General features: G+C 60.8%; 16 protein-coding genes and 1 tRNA gene. 10 read left to right on the forward strand and 7 right to left on the reverse strand.

Annotated features, from left to right (window positions below; translation table 11 throughout):
- Window positions 1-45 precede the first annotated feature (45 nt).
- The 3 genes from AZH53_RS00825 to AZH53_RS00835 all read right to left on the reverse strand — a co-directional run bounded on the left by AZH53_RS00825 (window position 46) and on the right by AZH53_RS00835 (window position 2,438).
- Window positions 46-128, reverse strand: a tRNA-Leu gene (locus AZH53_RS00825).
- Window positions 129-240: 112 nt separating this feature from the next.
- The gene (locus AZH53_RS00830; protein WP_319641662.1) at window positions 241-993 is read right to left on the reverse strand and encodes a class I SAM-dependent methyltransferase; all 753 of its coding nucleotides are present in this window, start codon (window positions 991-993) and stop codon (window positions 241-243) included.
- A gap of 155 nt (window positions 994-1,148) precedes the next feature.
- Window positions 1,149-2,438: an APC family permease gene (locus AZH53_RS00835; protein WP_319641663.1), complete on the reverse strand. Its 1,290-nt coding sequence runs from the start codon at window positions 2,436-2,438 to the stop codon at window positions 1,149-1,151.
- Window positions 2,439-2,534: 96 nt separating this feature from the next.
- Between AZH53_RS00835 and AZH53_RS00840 the strand changes: the two genes are divergently transcribed.
- Together AZH53_RS00840 and AZH53_RS00845 are read left to right on the forward strand one after the other, a co-directional pair.
- On the forward strand, window positions 2,535-3,437 hold the full coding sequence (locus AZH53_RS00840; RefSeq protein WP_319641664.1) for a hypothetical protein: 903 nt from the start codon (window positions 2,535-2,537) through the stop codon (window positions 3,435-3,437).
- A gap of 62 nt (window positions 3,438-3,499) precedes the next feature.
- Window positions 3,500-4,723: a hypothetical protein gene (locus AZH53_RS00845; protein ID WP_319641665.1), complete on the forward strand. Its 1,224-nt coding sequence runs from the start codon at window positions 3,500-3,502 to the stop codon at window positions 4,721-4,723.
- 37 nt (window positions 4,724-4,760) lie between these two features.
- Here the strand turns inward: AZH53_RS00845 and AZH53_RS00850 are convergent, their stop codons facing one another.
- Window positions 4,761-8,636, reverse strand: coding sequence for a DNA-directed DNA polymerase II large subunit (locus tag AZH53_RS00850; RefSeq protein WP_319641666.1), 3,876 nt, complete (start codon window positions 8,634-8,636; stop codon window positions 4,761-4,763).
- Window positions 8,637-8,801: 165 nt separating this feature from the next.
- Here AZH53_RS00850 and AZH53_RS00855 point away from each other — a divergent pair, with 165 nt between their 5' ends.
- Window positions 8,802-9,530 carry a thymidylate synthase gene (locus tag AZH53_RS00855; RefSeq protein WP_319641667.1) on the forward strand — a complete coding sequence of 243 codons (729 nt, stop codon included), beginning with the start codon at window positions 8,802-8,804 and terminating at the stop codon, window positions 9,528-9,530.
- A 6-nt stretch (window positions 9,531-9,536) separates the two neighbouring features.
- Here AZH53_RS00855 and AZH53_RS00860 read toward each other — a convergent pair whose 3' ends face one another.
- Window positions 9,537-10,043 carry a HEAT repeat domain-containing protein gene (locus tag AZH53_RS00860; RefSeq protein WP_319641668.1) on the reverse strand — a complete coding sequence of 169 codons (507 nt, stop codon included), beginning with the start codon at window positions 10,041-10,043 and terminating at the stop codon, window positions 9,537-9,539.
- A gap of 182 nt (window positions 10,044-10,225) precedes the next feature.
- Here AZH53_RS00860 and AZH53_RS00865 point away from each other — a divergent pair, with 182 nt between their 5' ends.
- Both AZH53_RS00865 and AZH53_RS00870 read left to right on the forward strand, forming a co-directional pair.
- Complete coding sequence (locus AZH53_RS00865; RefSeq protein WP_319641669.1) at window positions 10,226-10,411, forward strand: hypothetical protein; 186 nt, start codon at window positions 10,226-10,228, stop codon at window positions 10,409-10,411.
- Between the two features lie 68 nt (window positions 10,412-10,479).
- A complete protein-coding gene (locus AZH53_RS00870) occupies window positions 10,480-10,797 on the forward strand; it encodes an acylphosphatase (RefSeq protein ID WP_319641670.1) in 318 nt (105 codons plus the stop codon).
- 1 nt (window position 10,798) lies between these two features.
- Here AZH53_RS00870 and cas1 read toward each other — a convergent pair whose 3' ends face one another.
- Window positions 10,799-11,731: a CRISPR-associated endonuclease Cas1 gene (gene cas1 / locus AZH53_RS00875; RefSeq protein ID WP_319641671.1), complete on the reverse strand. Its 933-nt coding sequence runs from the start codon at window positions 11,729-11,731 to the stop codon at window positions 10,799-10,801.
- Window positions 11,732-11,937: 206 nt separating this feature from the next.
- Between cas1 and AZH53_RS00880 the strand changes: the two genes are divergently transcribed.
- The 4 genes from AZH53_RS00880 (at window position 11,938) to AZH53_RS00895 (ending at window position 15,773) form a co-directional block, all read left to right on the forward strand.
- Complete coding sequence (locus tag AZH53_RS00880; protein ID WP_319641672.1) at window positions 11,938-12,528, forward strand: HdeD family acid-resistance protein; 591 nt, start codon at window positions 11,938-11,940, stop codon at window positions 12,526-12,528.
- Between the two features lie 202 nt (window positions 12,529-12,730).
- A complete protein-coding gene (locus AZH53_RS00885) occupies window positions 12,731-14,032 on the forward strand; it encodes a phenylacetate--CoA ligase family protein (RefSeq protein ID WP_319641673.1) in 1,302 nt (433 codons plus the stop codon).
- On the forward strand, window positions 14,029-15,330 hold the full coding sequence (locus AZH53_RS00890) for a phenylacetate--CoA ligase family protein (protein WP_319641674.1): 1,302 nt from the start codon (window positions 14,029-14,031) through the stop codon (window positions 15,328-15,330). Before AZH53_RS00885 ends, AZH53_RS00890 begins: the two co-directional genes overlap by 4 nt.
- Window positions 15,330-15,773 (forward strand): ACT domain-containing protein, encoded by a 444-nt coding sequence (locus AZH53_RS00895; RefSeq protein ID WP_319641675.1) that lies wholly within the window; start codon window positions 15,330-15,332, stop codon window positions 15,771-15,773. Before AZH53_RS00890 ends, AZH53_RS00895 begins: the two co-directional genes overlap by 1 nt.
- A 167-nt stretch (window positions 15,774-15,940) precedes the next feature.
- Here the strand turns inward: AZH53_RS00895 and AZH53_RS00900 are convergent, their stop codons facing one another.
- The gene (locus AZH53_RS00900; RefSeq protein ID WP_319641676.1) at window positions 15,941-16,558 is read right to left on the reverse strand and encodes a manganese efflux pump MntP; all 618 of its coding nucleotides are present in this window, start codon (window positions 16,556-16,558) and stop codon (window positions 15,941-15,943) included.
- A 135-nt stretch (window positions 16,559-16,693) separates the two neighbouring features.
- Between AZH53_RS00900 and AZH53_RS00905 the strand changes: the two genes are divergently transcribed.
- Window positions 16,694-17,260: a Yip1 family protein gene (locus AZH53_RS00905; RefSeq protein WP_319641677.1), complete on the forward strand. Its 567-nt coding sequence runs from the start codon at window positions 16,694-16,696 to the stop codon at window positions 17,258-17,260.
- The last annotated feature ends 35 nt before the right edge of the window (window positions 17,261-17,295 follow it).

Genomic DNA, 17,295 nt, shown 5'->3' on the forward strand with positions numbered 1-17,295 from the left:
ACTCATTTATGTAGTCCCCGTCTGCCTGATAATAAAAAACGAATATGCGAGGGGAGGGAGTCGAACCCGCGAACACCTGCGTGAGTGGATCTTGAGTCCACCGCCGTTGACCACTTGGCTACCCTCGCTCGTCTTTAGTATAGGGTGTTTAGGTATTTTAATTCCTTGAGTCACTCCCTGCGGGACACGGGGACGACGCAAAAATAAAAAAAAATGAGAAGTTCCCTGATCTGACAGTCTTCACTCCGGTTTTCTCATGATGCAGTAGGTATTTCCGAACTCGTCGTGGTATTTGTCAAAGATTTCGGTCTGCCTCTTCAGCCCATTGATGACCATCAGGGCGCCCTCATCATCTGCATATTCCTCTTCGAGTGCCCCGAACCTCTTCCTCAGTTCCCCGTAGAAACTCTCTTCCCATACGCGTGACGGGAGCCGGAAGGATCCGACCAGCTCCAGCCCGGCATCCCGGATGACCTCAAATACTTCATCTTCGGTCATCATGCCGGGGTGGAATTCGGCGAAGAATTCGCGGGCCTCATCCGAGGGAGTCCGGGTAAACCAGAGTATATCCGAGATCATTATGTGTCCGCCCTGCTTCAGGAGCGTCTTCCAGTACCTGACGGCGTTTTCGATGCCGATGATGGATGCACATCCTTCAGCCCATATAATGTCGAACGAGTCCTCTTCAAAGGGAAGATCGTCCATGGATGCACGGACCGTTGTGACTCTCCCGGAACACCCTTCGGCTCCTATTTTTTCCTCCACCACATCGAGATACGGCTGGTGAATATCTGTTGCGAGTATCCTGCAGGACGGGCACAGGCGGGCAAGGGCCATCGTCTGGACGCCCTTCCCGCACCCGACATCAAGGATCTCACCACCTCCTTTCGGCAGTTCTGCGATGAATGAAAATGCCTTTGCCGTGTGCTCATCATCCCCCGCCCCCAGCCTGGGAAGCGATTCAAAAATCGTAAAAACTGGATTGTTTTCCATATATCATTTCAATTTCAGGATTGGATGTAGTTTGTGGTCGTCCCCGGTTGCGCGGTGTACCGGTCTGGTTTGAGGTATTCTGATCGGAGTTGAGGACCCGCGAAAAATGAGGGAACTATCGCCTCCCATCCCCGCCTCCCCCTGTCATCCGATCCTCACGCTGGCCCCAAATGCCGCTCCCTTGTTACCCACCCGATGACGAGCGCCACGACCACGAGCCCCGCCCCGATGAGGAGGATCGTCGTCCCGATCTGGAAGAGGAAGAAAAGGCACGTCACGATGCCGAGGACGGCGGGGACGGGGACTTTGCCCACATTGATGGGGACGCGGTAGAGCCTTCTCGCGTCGGGCCGCGTGAACCGGAGCACGATCACCGCTGCGTTGATGACGGTAAACGTGATGAAGAGGGTGAAGTTGGCGATGAGGGCGACGTCTCTGATGTTCCCCGGGAGGAGGAAGAGCATTGCGGCGGCGCAGGAGAGGATGATTGCGGCCCACGGGGTCCGGCGGCCGGGGTGGACCCAGCCGATGCGGGCGGGGATGCGGCCCTTCGCGGCCATGCCGTAGAGGATGCGGGAGGAGGCAAGGAGCATGAGGAGTGCCGTGTTCGCGGTCGCAAAGAGCGCGATTACCGTGAAGAGGGCGTACCCGCCGGGGAAGACGCCTGCCGCGACCTCCGCGAAGGGGTTGGGGGAGCCGGCGATCGCCTCCCAGCCGCCGATGGAGACGATGCAGACGGAGACGAGGATGTAGAGGGTGATCGTGATGATGAGCGCAAGGATGAGGGCCTTCGGTATCGTATGCTCCGGCTCGACCGTCTCGTCCGAGAGCTTGACGATCTCCTCGAAGCCCTGGTACGCAAAGAAGATGAGCGCCGCCGCGACGAATATCCCCGAGAGGCCGCCCGGCGCCTCGAAATAATCGACCGAGCCTACGTACGGCAGGCCGATCGCGATGATCCCCACGAGACCGCCCGCCTCGATGAGGGTGAAGATGATCGTAACGGCCGCCGACTGTTTGATCCCTGCAAGGAGCACCGCCATGATGCCCACGATCAGCAGCAGCGCCCCTGCGAGGAGGTGCACCCCCGTCGCCCCGTTCAGGTACCCGGCAAAGCCGAGCGCCACCGTCGAGGCCCCCACGATCCCCGACAGAATGACCATCACACCTATCACAAACGCGGGCAGGTCCCCGAACGAGCTGCGAGTGTACTCGAACTCCGCACTCGCTTCCGGAAAGAGCGACGAGAGCTCCATGTACGAAAGGCCTGTAAAGGACGCAATCAGGGCCGACATGATAAACGACGCCCAGAGCGCATTGCCCGCCGTCACCGCCGCCTCGCCGATCAACGCATATATCCCCGCCCCGAGGATCACGCCGACTCCCGAGATCGTAACGGCCGGAAGACTCAGCGTGCGCCGAAGCGATGGAGAACCGGATGCCATACTGATCTGCTATTGGGCATCCCGCCTAATAAGCCTGCCACCGCCCCGTGGGCACCCGTTTCATTTTTGATCTCCTGCGACAACCTTCTATTTGGTATGCCACACATCTCCTACGTCTGCCCGGCCGCAACCGTCCCCGGGAACTCCCCCCCGCGGGGCTCCCTCTCGCGCCGGTGGGAAGAGGCGCAGGCATGCGGCTGTTCCTATGCCTCCGTCCCGGCGGGCTTCATCTCAACCCCGGACGAGGAGGAGGCGACGGGCCTTCCCATGCACGCGATGCTCACCCCGTCGGCGGTCCGGATGCTCTACGAAGAAGAATCGTCCCTCCCCGACGACTGCCGCTACGTCCTCGAAACCGACCGCTCCTTCCCCCACACCGACCGCAACGGCCGTCGCCACGCCGCCGCCCAGCTCCGGTGGGACGACCGGGTCTGGGTCACCGAGTTCGTCCAGATGCTCGTCTACATCTCCGACCAGCTCGGCCGCCCGGCCGACATCATCCGCATCCACCCCGGCAAGGCCCACGGCGTCACGTATTCGGCCATCGCCCGCTCCATGCGGTTCATCCGGGACTATTACGCCGATGCCTGCGGCGTCCTCCCCTCGGTCGTCATCGAAAACGCCGTTCCCTCCCTGTTGGAGACCGGCACCGACATCCGCCAGTTCTGGCAGACGATGCAGGAGCAGGCCCCCGGGATCTGCGACACCTGCGGCGTCCTCCTCAACATGGGCGCCCTTGCGACGGCCGCAAAGCGCCGGTCCGACCCCGTCGAGTCCCACCTCGCCCAGCTCCCGGCACACGCCCTGCAGGGATTTGCGGTCGCCCCCTCCGCCTCCACGCCGGACGATCCCATCCCGTGGGGCCTCCTCTTCGGCGGCATCGCCATCCTCCCGCATGACGCCTGCATCTATCCCGACACGGGCGCAGGCGACGGCGTCGCTGACATCATCGCCTTCTGCCGCGAACGGCTCGCACCTCCCTCCTCCGCATTTCCGTAAATAACTGCGAAATAGTTCGAATTTATCGCTTCCTTTAAAGGAGGCTACGGCGATACTTCACCATGCAGGTCACCATACCCAAAATATCCCGTAGAAGCGGATGGCTCATCCTCGCCGTCTGCCTTCTCCTCTGCGCCCCTGCGGCGGCAGCGGGGAACTGGACCGTCGAAACCATCTCCGGCACCACGCCGGAACCCATCGCGGCGGACGTCTCCGAGAGGACCATCGTCTATTCCGTCGCATGGGGCGACGCAATCAACTCCTCCACGCCGCGGGGCATCCTCCTCTGCGATGCCTATACCGGAAAGACCACCGTCATCGCGAATTCGACCGAGAAGATGACCCTCACCGGCGCAAACCTCGACGGCGACCACGTCGTCTGGTTCGACGAACCGCAGCTCCTCCTCGATGAGAACGAGACAGCAAACCTCCTCAACACCATCTACCTCTCCTCCGTGAGCGAAGGCACCACGAAAGAGGTCTACTCGTCACCCACCGCCGAGTGGCCCAAGGTCTCCGGGGACACCATCGTCTGGGGCGAATACCCGGAAGACTCCTGGACCGCTTCCCTCGTCCTCTATGACATCAGCGAAGGGGCCGCAAAGGACCTCCTCCATCTCCGCGTCCTCGACGCCGCCGCGGTCGTCCTCGACGGCGACACCATCGCCTACCAGGACGCGGACACCGGCGACCTCACCCTCTACGACATCATCGCAAACGTAACGACGGTCATCGCACCGGCTGTCCAGACGAACACCGCCCACGCGATGGTCGACGACTTCGCGATGGGCGGCGACTATGTCCTCTATACCACCCGCACCCTGACCGAAGACGGAAAGAAGAGAGATGAAACCACCACCCTCTCCCTCTACACCATATCGACGAACACCACCGAACTTCTCAGCCCGACGAAGGGCCTCGTCGAAGAGACAGAAACAAAAACCGAGCTTGCCGCGACCTTCGACTCCCCCTTCACCGACGGCACCACCATCGGCTGGGTGCTCGCAACCGGCATCTCCACCTCGGATGTCATCATCACGACGCCCGGAGGTGACGACCCGACCCTTCTTGCCATCGACGGCGATGTCGCCTTCCCGGCAGTTGACGGAAACCGCGTCGTCTGGGTCGAATCCAAACTCTTCCAAAACTCCCACGTCGTCCTCGCAACAGAGGAGAATACCGTCACCATGACCGACACCCCCGAACCGACCCCCACGCCCGGCTTTGGGATCGCGGCACTCGGTGCCCTTGCGGCACTCGCCCTTCGAAGAGGAAAAACAGAATAAATTTTTTTGGTGAACGGGTGGGGAAACCCGGCACCATTCACATAAAGTCCGCGAGCCCCAGCTGGGTTTCCTTCTCCTTGCCGAAGGTCGAGAGGATGTACATGTCGAGCATCTCCACCCGCTGCCGGGTATACTCGGAGATGTCGTACTCCTCGCAGATATTCAGCGACATCTCGAGATACTTCTTCACCGACCCCTCGTGGACGGTCTGGATGATGTTGCCGCCGCACTTGTTGCACTTGCCCGACATCGTCATGCGGCGGTACTTCGTGTTGCACTTCGTGCACCGCATCTTCTGTTTGGAAAACGCGTTCAGGTTGCCCTGCAGGTCGCGGATGAAGTGCGTATTGAGCACCCGCTCGGCCACGTCCGACTCGTCGACCGCCCGGATGGACTTTGCGAGGTCGAGCTCCGCGTCGAGCTTCTCGAGCATCGTGGTGAGTTTCGTGTAGGTCGACTCCAGCGGCCCCGCCGAGATGTCGGAGGTGTCGTGCGTGAACATGATCCCCTCGTACTGCGCCGGCGTCCCGAGGCGGTTTTCCACGTGGTCGATGAGCTTGTCGAGATCTTTGGGGTGGGTGTAGGTGAGCGTTGCGAGGTAGAACTCCAGCGGGTACGAGGGGCAGGCATCCACGTTGTGCGACTCCTTGTCGACCTCCGACGGGTCGAGGGTGGAGGTCAAGACCAGCGGGGCGTCCATCGACCCGCCGCGGGTCTCCGGCAGGAAGGACTTCGAGAAGTTCAGAAGGCCGTCCATCAGGAGCATCACGCAGTCCTCGTCCCCGTCGCACTGGCCGGTGAAGATCCCGTTCGCCGCAAGCGTATGGTCCTCGTCCACCGTCAGGCAGTAGACATACTCCCCGAGGTTCTCTACCACCTCACGCTTCGCTATCGTATCGTTGATCACCATCCGGCCGTCGAAGGTCGGGACGCAGTCGCCCTCCTTCACCTCCATCGCCGTGATCTTTCTCAGGTACGCAAGCTCGGTCACCACCATCGCGTGGTCCGCCGTCACCGTCAACGACTTCCCCCGCGTCGTCTCGAACCGGATGAGGGTCGCGGGCGCCCGGTGAACCGAGACCGACGTCACCCGGCGCAGCCGCACCCGCCCCGTCGTGTCGATCGCGTGCACCCAGAAGGGCGCCTTCGGGTCCGAGTAGTAGGTCCCCACCCGGTCGAGTTCCGGCCGGTCGAGGTCGAAGTTCTCGACGACGAAGTGGCCGATGGGAAGCTCCCGCCACTCCGAGCCGTCGTAGACCTGAATCATCGTGTCGGCCGCAAAGCAGTTGCGCCGTTTTGCTGCGTGGAAGAAGGGATGGGCGTAGCCCACATGGGCCTTCGAATACCCGATCAGCCGGGCCAAGACCCCCGCCGAGGTGTGCGGGGCAAGGCCCATCAACAATTGCCCCACGAGGTCAGACGGGCGCTCCACCTGATAATATGGCGGAAGGCCGTAGATCTTCTCCAATGACTCGTCGACGAACTTCGCCACCCGGACGAGCCAGTTGCCGCAGTCTTCCGAGACGAGGATGTCCTGTGCCTTCAGTTCGAGTACCTGATCCGCGGACTCCAGCGGCGCCCCGTAGACGTCGCGGAGATACCCGAGCTCGAGGAGCCGTTCGACCGGGGTGCCCACCTCACGGGGGCGGAAGTGGGTGAGCGGGAGATCGATCATGTCGTACCGGATGGTCCCGTCCTTGAAGACGTAGAGTTCGTTTTTCGCCCGGAGGAGGCCCTTCTCCAGCGGCTCTATCGTCCGCTCCTTCGAGATGAGGCCCTTGACGCCCTTCACCAGCTTGAGCTCGTTCTCCCGCATCCCGATGGAGGCGCAGGCGGCCGCATACTCCTCCTTGACCGGGATTGTGATCGTCTGGAGGCAGACCCCCTCCGCCCCGCAGGCCGGGCAGGTGTCGGTCTCAAGCGTCCGGTTGCACCGCGGGCAGGTAAAGACGGCCGTCGTGTGCGTCCCGCAGGCCGGACAGGCGTTCTTGTAGGTCTCCTCGCCGCATGAGGGGCACCGGCGGCGCCCGATATCCGCCGTGATCGTGCCTCCCGCGGAATTCCCCTTCGCCTTGGCGACCTCCTGGAACGACCGCCGGGAGCCCCCCTCATCACCGACCGGAAAGAGGGCGTGGGGCGGGGGCCGCATCTCCCGTGCCTTCGACTTGCCCGGCCGACCCATCCGCCCGCCGATGCGGATGCCGCCCTTCGAGCGCATCTTCATCCCGGCGAGGTACTGGACAAGGGCGAACGCATCATCCTTCGGCGCATCCTCCCACCGGCTCGAGAAGGACAAATCCTGCGTGAGTCCGAGACAGGCGAGGACGACGCGGGGTGTTGCCACCGCCACCCTGCCATCCCTGACCGTATGCGGGACGAGGAGGGTCTCGAGGATCTCCTTGCCCCGTCCCTCGGCAGGTATGGTGAGGGCCCCGTCCGCAAAGGTCCCGTGCTTGGCCACGAACTTGGCGAGCTCCTTTATGTCCGCCACCGGCAGGTCGTCCCACATGTACATGTACTGCGGGTGGAGGTAGGCGCCGTCAAGCGCCATCGCGATCGCCTCCATCTCGTCCGCGGGCGTATGGGTGCCCCCTTCGAGGAGCCACCACTCTTCGCAGTAGGAGCCGGGCATCAGCACGTGGTTGTTCTCGAGAAATTCGCCGTACGAAACGAGCATCTCGCCGACGTCGAGGATCTCGTCCACCTTCCCCATGAGAGGCAGGGCCTCTTCGATCGTGTCCGCCCGGAGGACGTCGCCATTCAGGAGCTTCACCGTCGGCCCCTCGATCGTGTCGACCGGCACGACGCCTGCGGCCTTTCCGGGCCGCTCCACCTTCATCTGGGTTCCGACGGCGAGAAAGTCCCCCAGCAGGTGCAGCGTCGCGGGGTTGAACCCTGCGGATGCAAATCCTGTGTTCCGGGAGCGGCCGTAGCGGAGCCGAAAGCCCCCCGGCCGCATCGGGTACGAGAAGACCGGACGCCCGCCGATGAGGTCACGGATGTACTTGTCCTTCGGCTTGACGCCGGGCTTCTTCTCCTTCTCCTCCTCCTCGTCGTCGTCGGAGGACTTGGATGAGACCCCTGCGATGAGGTCATCGAGCCAGTCCCAGCCCTCGATGCCCACCTTGCGCACGTTCTTCTGGATCTTCGGGGCCTTGAGGGCGAGACCCTCCGCGACGACGAGGGCCATGCCGCCCCGGACCGTGTTCGTCTCGATCCGCTCGAGGTTCCGGTAGGCCGACACCTCCACCTGCTCGGTCGGCTCCCCCTCGATACAGACCGGGCACTCCCGGATGATCGTCCGGAGTTCGGCATCGCTCGGGAGGTACTGGAGGCTCATGATATTGTTGTATTTCTTGACCTCCTCCACGTAGCGTTCGACCTCGTCGTCGCGGGGGATGTACCGGTTCATCCCCAGTCCCTTTCTCACGTAGTCGCCCACGAGAACGGAGAGCGCCTGCGCCGTTCCGCCCGCACTCCGGATGGGCCCTGCATAGTAGATCTTCAGGTACTCCGTGCCGTCGTCGTTTCTCCCGACGCCGACGCGCCCGATGCCCTCGGTCGGCGCCGCCACCACCCCTTCGGTCAGGAGCGCCATCGAGGTGCGGATGGCATGATCGAGGATCTCCTCCCGCGTCTCCTCCCCGAACATCTTCGCGATAAAGTCGTCACCGATGCGCAGTGCCACCTCTTCCCGGGACATCTGCTCCCCCAGCTCACGCAGCCGGGCGGCCACCCCCTCGTAACCGAGGAGCGCCTCCACGCGGTCGGCAAGGTCGGATGCGACCGGGATCTCCACCTCGCACCGCGGGTCGACCCCCTTCGTGCGGGCGGCCCCGGCGACCCTGATGGCGCGTTCCAGCTCCTCATTCAGTGAGGCAAAATAGGCCTCCATCTCCGGTGACGCCTGCATGGTTCAATAATCTCGCGTACGAGGCATTAACCCTTGTCAGGAGTGCACCCACATCACATCATTAATCATTCTTCAGGGTGAGAACTTTGGTATGACGCCCGGGGATGCGACCGCCAGCAATGGCCGGATGCACTGCCCGGGAAGCGACCGGAGAGGTGAAAAGCGATGTTGAATGTCCGTGCATACTGCCTGGGTAAGGCGCATGAGGAAGTGATTAAGGCAATTCTCAGATATGGTGTCGAAGTGGTGACCGAGGACGGGGAGAAGACGCTCGAACTCCCCGAACCCTTCTCCATCCAGGTGAACGAGCCCTTTGCCGACTACATGATCAGCCCCTGCAACATGTTCGGGGAGAAGATGATGGGGCAGTATGTCCACGACCTCCTTTTCGGCACGGAGAATGAGTTCGTCTACACCTACCACGACCGCCTCTTCGACTATCCCGTACGGGGCGACGACGGGGTCCTGCGGGGGAACGGCGACGGGAAGGGCCTCGATCAGATCGCATGGATCGTGGAAAAGCTCCGGGACGAACCCTCCTCAAGGCGTGCCCTTGCGATCACCTGGCACCCTGAACTCGACGAGCCCTCGGCAAATCCCCCCTGCCTCCAGCGCCTGCAGTGCTTCGTCCGCGACGGCGGCCTCAACATGCACGTCGAGTTCCGCTCCAACGACATGCTCTCCGCACTGGGGGCGAACATGTATGCCCTCGTGCACCTCCAGAAACACATCGCAGACGCCCTCGGCCTTCCCGTCGGGTGGTATTCGCACACCTCCGTCTCGGCGCACATGTACTACGAACGCGATCACGAGGAGCTGATGAAGTATGTGGGGGGCCTCGGGATTGCGGATGTGGTGAAAAAATATCCGGCCGGAGCCCTCATCGGCCTCTAAAAAAAATTATTCGTTCAGGTATTCGGCGAGGGCCTCGGGGCCGACTTCGCCCATTTTGTAGAGGGTCATTACCGCACAGCGGTTGACGATCCCCTCCGAGTTTTTGATCAGCTCAAGGAGTTTCGGGATTGCCGGTTCGCCGATGCGCCCGATGGCAAGGGCCGCATATCCCCGCAATTCCGGGTCGTCATCGGCGAGAAGACCAATCAGCGGATCCATTGCCGGCTCCCCGATGGCGCCGAGGGCCGCCGCCACGTATCGCCTGGTGTCGCGATCATCCTCTGCAGTCAGGACCGCGACGAGGTCGTCGACCGCCGGTTCGCCGATTTTCGCGAGTGCCCGGGAGAGGTACCAGCGGATATCGTTGTTCGTCTCCCGCAGGAGCGCACGGACGATCGGTTCGACGGCATCCTTCCCCATTGCCGCAAGTGCGTCCGAGGCACTGCGGCGTTCGTGGACATTGCCGGTTTGTATGACCTGTAACAGACGGTCTGTCTCCTCACGTTCAGCCATGGTACTATCAGGAGGTAGGGTACCCAACGTGATTAGTTGTTCGTTTGGGGTTCGGGGAGGGAAGAGGCCGCCCGGCGGCTTTTCCTGCCGATCATCAGGCAACCGGTTTTCCTCCTCCCCGATGGTCCGGGGCGATTACCATTAAATATCCCTGTTTCCAATAGGGCGCTGAAGGTGACGAAATGACGGAGATAGCACATCTGACGGATACCCAGCTTCGGCAGGTAAAGGACTGCGAGCAGAATCTTGGCGTGATCATGGTGGCCTATGCAAAGGATCACCCCATTGCAGAGCTGACGGATGCATCGATTGCAAAGATCCAGGCCCTTGAAAAGGAACTCGGCGTAATTCTCATTGCCTACCGGTAAGGGCCACTTTTTTTCCGCCATGAAAATCATGGCATATTTATAGAAGCGATCACACAACGTTTGGTTATATGGAGGCGCCTGCACCCGACAAGTCACCCGAAGAGCCCGTCATGAAGACCGTCGAAGTCATTGTATCCGGACAGGTGCAGAGAGTCGGGTTTCGGGCATGCGTCAGGAAACTTGCCGTCTCGCTGACGGTCGGAGGGGAGGTGATGAACCTTCCGGACGGCAGGGTCCGGATCGTGGCCTCCGGCGAAGACATTATTCTGGAAAAATTCATCTCGTCCCTGTACGGCTGTCCACGCGCCGTCGTCCGCGATGTGGTGGTCACTCCCCGGGAGTATGTCGAGTATGCCACATTCTCCGTCGAGCGGGGCGGAATATAAATTAATAGAGAATTCTGAGGTTCTGTTCTCCCCGGATGGCACGGCAGAGGGCAAGCACGTTCTGGTCGATGAGTTCCTGTTCGATGGACTCCTTGATTGCACTGCCCAATGCACGGATCACCTCATCGTTCAGGTGGCAGCGACGGGTGCTCACCTCGAACCGCCCGTCGATGAGCCCCTCCCGGGCAATCGAGAAGACGACTTCATCGATCATCCCGGCCTTCAGGGGGTCGATCATGTCAATGACAAGCGACCGCTCCCCCTCGCGGAGGAACCCGTGGTCCGGGTCGAGCCGGGCGCCGATGAGCGGAATGATCGTGTTGCCGAAGAGCATCGCATACCCCAGCGAGAGCATCGCATTGACCGGGTCCTGGTGGGGCCGGGATGTCCGACGACGGAATCCAAGTTCCGGCCGCAGACTCCGGGACATGATCTCGTAGTACATGTCACCCGCGAGCCGGTGGATACGGCGCAGTTCGTCCATCTTGATCAGGTAGTCGAGGTCCTCAAGGATGCCGATGAGAAGCGCCTGTTCGCCCTCGTAAAAGAGGTCTGTCCCCAGTGCTTCGCTCGTCCGCTCGATCATGAGGAGCCGTGAACGCAGCGTGGCAACCGCAATGTCACGGGCGAAGCCGTGCGGCGGCCGTTCATGCTGCAGTTTTCTCACGTGGGAAATGGGGTCCTCCCCGAAGGGATTCAGGATGCCCACCGGGGTCCCGTCCATGTCGAAGAACGATATGGACGAGCCCTGCCGGAGCAGGCGGGTGATGGCGGCGGTATGGATATTGTGCCCCCCTACGAGGAGGAGGTGCCGTACACTCTCGAGAGGATACTCCTGGTATTCACCCTTCAGGAGCACCGAGAGCGTCGTTCCCGTTGCCTTGATGTGGCCGCCGAATCCGGCGACCATATGCCATGAAACCTCCTCCTGCACGCTTAAAAAACTCTCCTGATTAAGTTCTCCCTTCATGAGTACATTAATTCATCGTTTGCCGCCCGGAATACTTCATTTCCCTGATATGTCGTTGGAAAACTCATAGGGGCAAAAATATGGAATAATAGGGAATATCGGGCAGTATCATCCAGTAATTCAGAAAATTGTAGGGGGATTTATATATCTTGATGTCTATAATTGGCGCCATGGAATCTATTGATGACGATTTAATCGTGGTCACGGAAGATGAGCTGATTCATGCCGCCTGGTGGGTCTTCGTCCTGCAGGGGCTGTTGGGCATCATCTTCGGGCTGATTGCGGTTTTCTTCCCGGGGTTCGTCCTCGGGTTTCTGGCATTCTTCCTTGGAGGCATCATTATCCTCTACAGTCTGTCGGTGGTAATCCAGGGATTTGTCGGCAACGACAAGGGGTCGACGAAGGCACTGATGGTGATTCTCGGTAGTATCGGGATCATCATCGGGATTCTCGCCCTGATGAACATCGAGGTGTTGGGGCTGACCATCGCCATTCTCCTTGCACTCTGGGCCTTTGTCACGGGGTTCAGTCACCTCTGGCTGGCGCTGACGGCAACGGAGTTCAAGTGGTACCGGATCCTCCTCTTCCTCTCGGGCATCATCTTCATCATCCTTGGGTTCTTCCTCGTGATGACGCCCCTGATGGCAACCGCGGCCCTCATCTGGACGCTCGGTATCTTCGGCGTGGCCTTTGGGGTCGTGCTGATCATCCTCGGGCTGATAATGCAGGCCCAGATCAAAAAACTGGCAGACGACAAATAACCCCTCTTTTTTTTTACTCTCCATCCTCCGTTTGTCCCCGAAAGAGGAGTTCACGGCTGTGCCATGCTAACACATAGCAATGTTTTTTCCGGTCTCCGGTGCATAAATAGTGCTACGATTGTACGGAGGGTGCCGTCCCTGCAGATGACAGCAGTGCTGTCAGGCCGCGGCGCTCTATCGGACAGGACGGGTCGGAGACAATATGGAGACGGCATACTGGGACAGGGAGAAGGAGACCCTTACGGGCGACGCACTGGAGACGCTCCAGAGCAAACGACTGAAATGGACGGTACGGCAGGCGGCGGAGGTGCCGTTCTACCGTGATCTCTTTAAAAAAGCGGGTATTGCCCCCGGCGACATTCAGTCGGTGCGGGACATCGAAAAAATCCCGTTTACGACCAAAAAAGACCTCCAGCAGGGCTATCCGTTCGGGTTTCTCGCGGTCCCTCTCAAAAAGGTGGTCCGCATCCACACCACCTCCGGGACCACGGGAAAGCCGACCGTCGTCGGGTACACCCGCCGCGACCTCGACAACTGGTCGGAGCTCATCGCCCGCAACCTGACGATGGTGGGCCTCACCGACGAGGACATCTTCCAGAACGCCGTCAACTACGGGCTCTTCACCGGGGGCCTCGGTTTCCATTACGGGGCGGAGAAGTGCGGCATGACGGTCATCCCGTCGGCGACCGGCAACACGAAACGCCAGATCGAGATGATCGACGACTTCGGCGTCACCGCCCTGCACTGCACCCCGTCCTACGCGATGCACATTGCAGAAGTTGCCGAGAAGGAGGGGACCACCCTCCCGAGCCTGAAGACCGGGATGTTCGGTGCCGAGCCGTGGTCGGACAATATGCGGGCCATCCTCGAGGAGAAACTGGGTGTCACCGCCTACGACTCGTACGGGATGAGCGAGATGTACGGCCCCGGTGCGGCCTTCGAGTGCCCGGAGCGAAACGGACTGCACATCTGGCACGACATGTATTATGTCGAGATCATCGACCCCGAGACCGGCGAAGTGCTGGGGCCGGGGGAGCGCGGCGAACTCGTCGTCACCCCGCTTGTGAAAGAGGCGATGCCGCTTCTCCGGTACCGGACCGGCGATATCACGATGATCATGGAGGACGAGTGCCCCTGCGGTCGCGGCCCGAAGCTCGCCCGGCTCACCGGGAGAAGCGACGACATGCTCGTCATCCGCGGCATCAACGTCTTCCCGTCCCAGATCGAACACGTGCTGCGCTCCATCCCCGAGGTGGGCGACGAGTTTCTGGTCTATGTCGACCGGGTCAACCACCTCGACGAGATGACGATCGATGTCGAGATGAACCGCGAGTTCTTCACGGGCGAGCTCGGCGACCTTGCCCGTGTCCAGAACAAGGTCGTGGCAGCGCTCAGGGAAGCACTTAATCTGCGTACACGGGTAAAACTAGTTGAACCGGAGTCGCTCCCCCGCTACGAAGGAAAGGCAAAACGGGTGGTCGACCGACGGGGTGATACCATATGATTGCATGGGACCCGAACATGGAGATGATGCCCGAAGAAGGGCTGAAGAAGTTGCAGTTCAAACTCCTGAAGACGCTCGTCTACCGGCTGTACTCCTTCTCGAACTTTTATCATGAGCGCATGGATGCGCACGGAGTGCACCCGGACGACATCGCCTCACTTGGGGATCTGGGGAAACTCCCCTTCATGTACAAGACCGATCTTCGGGACAGCTACCCGGACAAGATCTTCACCGCCGAGCAGGAGGAGCTCGTCCGCTACCACGTCTCCTCGGGCACGACAGGCAAGCCGACGGTCGTCGGATACACGAAGCACGACCTCGACATGTGGACGGAGTCGCTCGCCCGGGCGCTCACCTCCTGCGGCCTCGGCCGTGGCGACGTGATCCAGGTGAGCTACGGCTACGGCCTCTTCACGGGGGGGCTGGGCCTTCATTACGGCGCCGAGCGCATCGGTGCCTCCGTCGTCCCGACCTCGGTGGGCAACACCGAGCGTCAGATCGAGCTGATGCAGGATCTCCGGGTCACGGGCATCTGCTGCACACCCTCGTACCTGATGCATATCGGGGAGGCGGCAAAGAAGATGGGCGTCTCTATCAGGGACGATACGCACCTCCGTACCGCCATCCTCGGCGCCGAGCCGTGGTCCGAGCAGATGCGCATGCGCATTGAAGAAGAGATGGGCATCAAGGCCTACAACATCTACGGCACCTCCGAGCTCTCCGGCCCGATGTTCTCTGAATGCACCGAACAAAACGGCATCCACATGTGGAGCGACATCTGCCTCGTCGAGATCCTCGACCCCGAGACGGACGAACCGGTGGCACCGGGCGAACAGGGGGAGATGGTCGTCACCATCCTCCAGAAGGAGGCCCTGCCCATCATCCGGTACCGCACCGGCGATATCACCTCCATCGACACCACCACCTGCGCCTGCGGCCGTACCCACCCGCGTATCGCCCGCCTCTCCGGCAGGGTCGATGACATGCTCATCATCCGCGGTATCAATGTCTTCCCATCGCAGATCGAACACGCCCTCCTCGGCATCCCCGCCGTATCGGGGCACTTCATGATCGAGGTGGACCGGGTCGGTGCCCTCGATACGATGCTCGTCCGTGTCGAGCTCAATCCCGAGGCGTTCTCGGACAAGATCAACGACCTGATGGCGATTCGCAGCATGGTGGCACACACATTAAAGAATGCGCTGAACGTAAGTGTGGATGTAGAGATTGCAGAACCCGGCTCCCTGCCGCGGTTCGAAGGAAAAGCCAAACGTGTTATTGACAGGAGGGAGTACTAATGGACCCGCGAGCATATACCATCAAACAGATCTCGGTCTTTTCCGAGAACAAACCCGGCCGCCTGATGGCGATCGCCGGTGCACTCGAAGAGGAATCAATCAACATCCTGGCATTCTCGATTGCCGAGGCAAACGGTTTCGGCGTCGTCCGGGCGCTCGTCGACAAACCCGATGCGGCATTTAAAAAGCTCAATGCGATGGGGTTCATGGTCTCCTTCACCGACGTGATTGCGGTGAAGATGCGCGACGTTCCCGGGGGCCTCTTCGAGATGGCAAAGCTCCTTGCCGATGCCGGCATCAATATCGAATACTCCTATGCCTACTCCGGCCGTGACGCCGCCGTCCTCATCCTGAGGGTCGACCAGGTGGAAAGCGCGGTGAAGGCCATCATCTTCCGCGGCGGCAACCTCCTGAAATCCGAGGATTTCCAGGAAAAACCCTGAATATATTTTTAACCCCCCCACGAACGGGCGGATCAATGCGAAGGAAGAGCATCAGCCATCCCGTTCGCGCCTAACGGCGTTCCGGCTGGATTTCACATTGAATTCAACGCCACCGATAGCAGACGACAATGACGGGTGGGGGCGGTCCCTCCCCCGTCCTCCCTCTTTTAGGAGAAGAAGAGAATCCTGAGGCCGATGAGGATCAGGATTGCACCCCCGACCACCTCGGCCCTTCTTCCAATGACCTCGGCCACCTTCTCGCCCAAAAAGATGCCTGCAATCGAGAAGAGGAGGGCTACCACCCCGATGACCGCCGCAGGGCCGAGGGCGGGAATGCCGATCACGGCAAAACTCAGACCCACGGCGAGCGCGTCGATGCTCGTTGCAATGCCCAGCAGCATGAGGGCCGGCACGGACTTGATGAGCACCCCGTCGTCGTCGCCAAAGATTCCTTCGAAGATCATCTTGGCACCGATGCCGAGGAGGAGGACGAAGGCGAGGAGGGGTGCGATGGAGATGACCAGCTCGCGTATGCCTTCCCCTGCGGCCCAGCCGATGAGCGTCATTCCCGCCTGAAACGTTCCGAAGGTCGCGGCAATGGCGAGACCCTTTTTCAGCCGCTCCTCTCTGAGCATGGTGGTGCCGGCCGATATCGAGACGGCAAATGCGTCCATCGCAAGGGCGACGGCGATAAGAATCAGTTCTGCTGCGTTCATTGTCCTGTGATGTCCCGCCCCCCCGGAGCGTGGGAAGAGTGCGGGATCCGGTTCCTCTAGTTTTCGCATTACTGGATGAAAAAATCGCGGGTGTGGCCCGGAACTCCCCCCATGGGGATGGGCGGGGGTACCCCGGTGTTCGTCACTTTCGCCGGATTCAGGTTCCCTATACTATTAAGAACATCAATCACCTTTTGGCCACGTATGGAATCTTCACTCCTAGGAAAACTGAAAGGGGTGCTCTTCGCCCCATCGGAGACATTCGACCAGGTGATCCGGCATGACGAGGCAAAGGACGTCGCCGTCTATCTGCTGGTCCTCGTCGTCATATTCAGCATCATGTTCGCCATCCTCCTCACGCTCGGCGTCGGCATGTATGCCGGGGCCCTCACAGGGATTGTTGCCGGGGGATTCTCTCTTATCGCCGTCATACCCGTCCTGTTCTTCGTCCTTCTCATCGGTATCGTGATCTGGACGATTTGGGTACATATATGGGTCTATCTCCTCGGCGGCCGGCAGGGCATCACCGAGACGGCAAAGACCGTCGTCTATGCCGCAACGCCGTCGCTCCTCCTCGGATGGGTGCCGGTCATAGGCGTACTGATGGGGATATGGACACTCATTCTTGCCGTCATCGGCATCCATGAGCTCCATGGGATCAGCACCGCACGGGCGGCCCTTGCCGTCGTTCTCGCATGGTTCATCCCGGTTCTCCTCGGCGCGGCTGCATTCGGATCATTTCTCGCGATGGTGCTGGTCGGAGGGGGATAAGCCCCCTCTTCTCCCTTGTCGTGATGAAGCAGCCG

This window comes from Methanovulcanius yangii (assembly GCF_018687785.1).
GTDB classification, from domain to species: Archaea; Halobacteriota; Methanomicrobia; order Methanomicrobiales; family Methanomicrobiaceae; genus Methanovulcanius; species Methanovulcanius yangii.

What these genes read in the sequence shown, in the direction of transcription:
- AZH53_RS00830 (WP_319641662.1), bottom strand. Translation starts at nt 993, where the DNA reads ATGGAAAACAATCCAGTTTTTACGATTTTTGAATCGCTTCCCAGGCTG.
- AZH53_RS00835 (WP_319641663.1), bottom strand. Translation starts at nt 2,438, where the DNA reads ATGGCATCCGGTTCTCCATCGCTTCGGCGCACGCTGAGTCTTCCGGCC.
- AZH53_RS00840 (WP_319641664.1), top strand. Translation starts at nt 2,535, where the DNA reads ATGCCACACATCTCCTACGTCTGCCCGGCCGCAACCGTCCCCGGGAAC.
- AZH53_RS00845 (WP_319641665.1), top strand. Translation starts at nt 3,500, where the DNA reads ATGCAGGTCACCATACCCAAAATATCCCGTAGAAGCGGATGGCTCATC.
- AZH53_RS00850 (WP_319641666.1), bottom strand. Translation starts at nt 8,636, where the DNA reads ATGCAGGCGTCACCGGAGATGGAGGCCTATTTTGCCTCACTGAATGAG.
- AZH53_RS00855 (WP_319641667.1), top strand. Translation starts at nt 8,802, where the DNA reads ATGTTGAATGTCCGTGCATACTGCCTGGGTAAGGCGCATGAGGAAGTG.
- AZH53_RS00860 (WP_319641668.1), bottom strand. Translation starts at nt 10,043, where the DNA reads ATGGCTGAACGTGAGGAGACAGACCGTCTGTTACAGGTCATACAAACC.
- AZH53_RS00865 (WP_319641669.1), top strand. Translation starts at nt 10,226, where the DNA reads ATGACGGAGATAGCACATCTGACGGATACCCAGCTTCGGCAGGTAAAG.
- AZH53_RS00870 (WP_319641670.1), top strand. Translation starts at nt 10,480, where the DNA reads ATGGAGGCGCCTGCACCCGACAAGTCACCCGAAGAGCCCGTCATGAAG.
- AZH53_RS00880 (WP_319641672.1), top strand. Translation starts at nt 11,938, where the DNA reads ATGGAATCTATTGATGACGATTTAATCGTGGTCACGGAAGATGAGCTG.
- AZH53_RS00885 (WP_319641673.1), top strand. Translation starts at nt 12,731, where the DNA reads ATGGAGACGGCATACTGGGACAGGGAGAAGGAGACCCTTACGGGCGAC.
- AZH53_RS00890 (WP_319641674.1), top strand. Translation starts at nt 14,029, where the DNA reads ATGATTGCATGGGACCCGAACATGGAGATGATGCCCGAAGAAGGGCTG.
- AZH53_RS00895 (WP_319641675.1), top strand. Translation starts at nt 15,330, where the DNA reads ATGGACCCGCGAGCATATACCATCAAACAGATCTCGGTCTTTTCCGAG.
- AZH53_RS00900 (WP_319641676.1), bottom strand. Translation starts at nt 16,558, where the DNA reads ATGCGAAAACTAGAGGAACCGGATCCCGCACTCTTCCCACGCTCCGGG.
- AZH53_RS00905 (WP_319641677.1), top strand. Translation starts at nt 16,694, where the DNA reads ATGGAATCTTCACTCCTAGGAAAACTGAAAGGGGTGCTCTTCGCCCCA.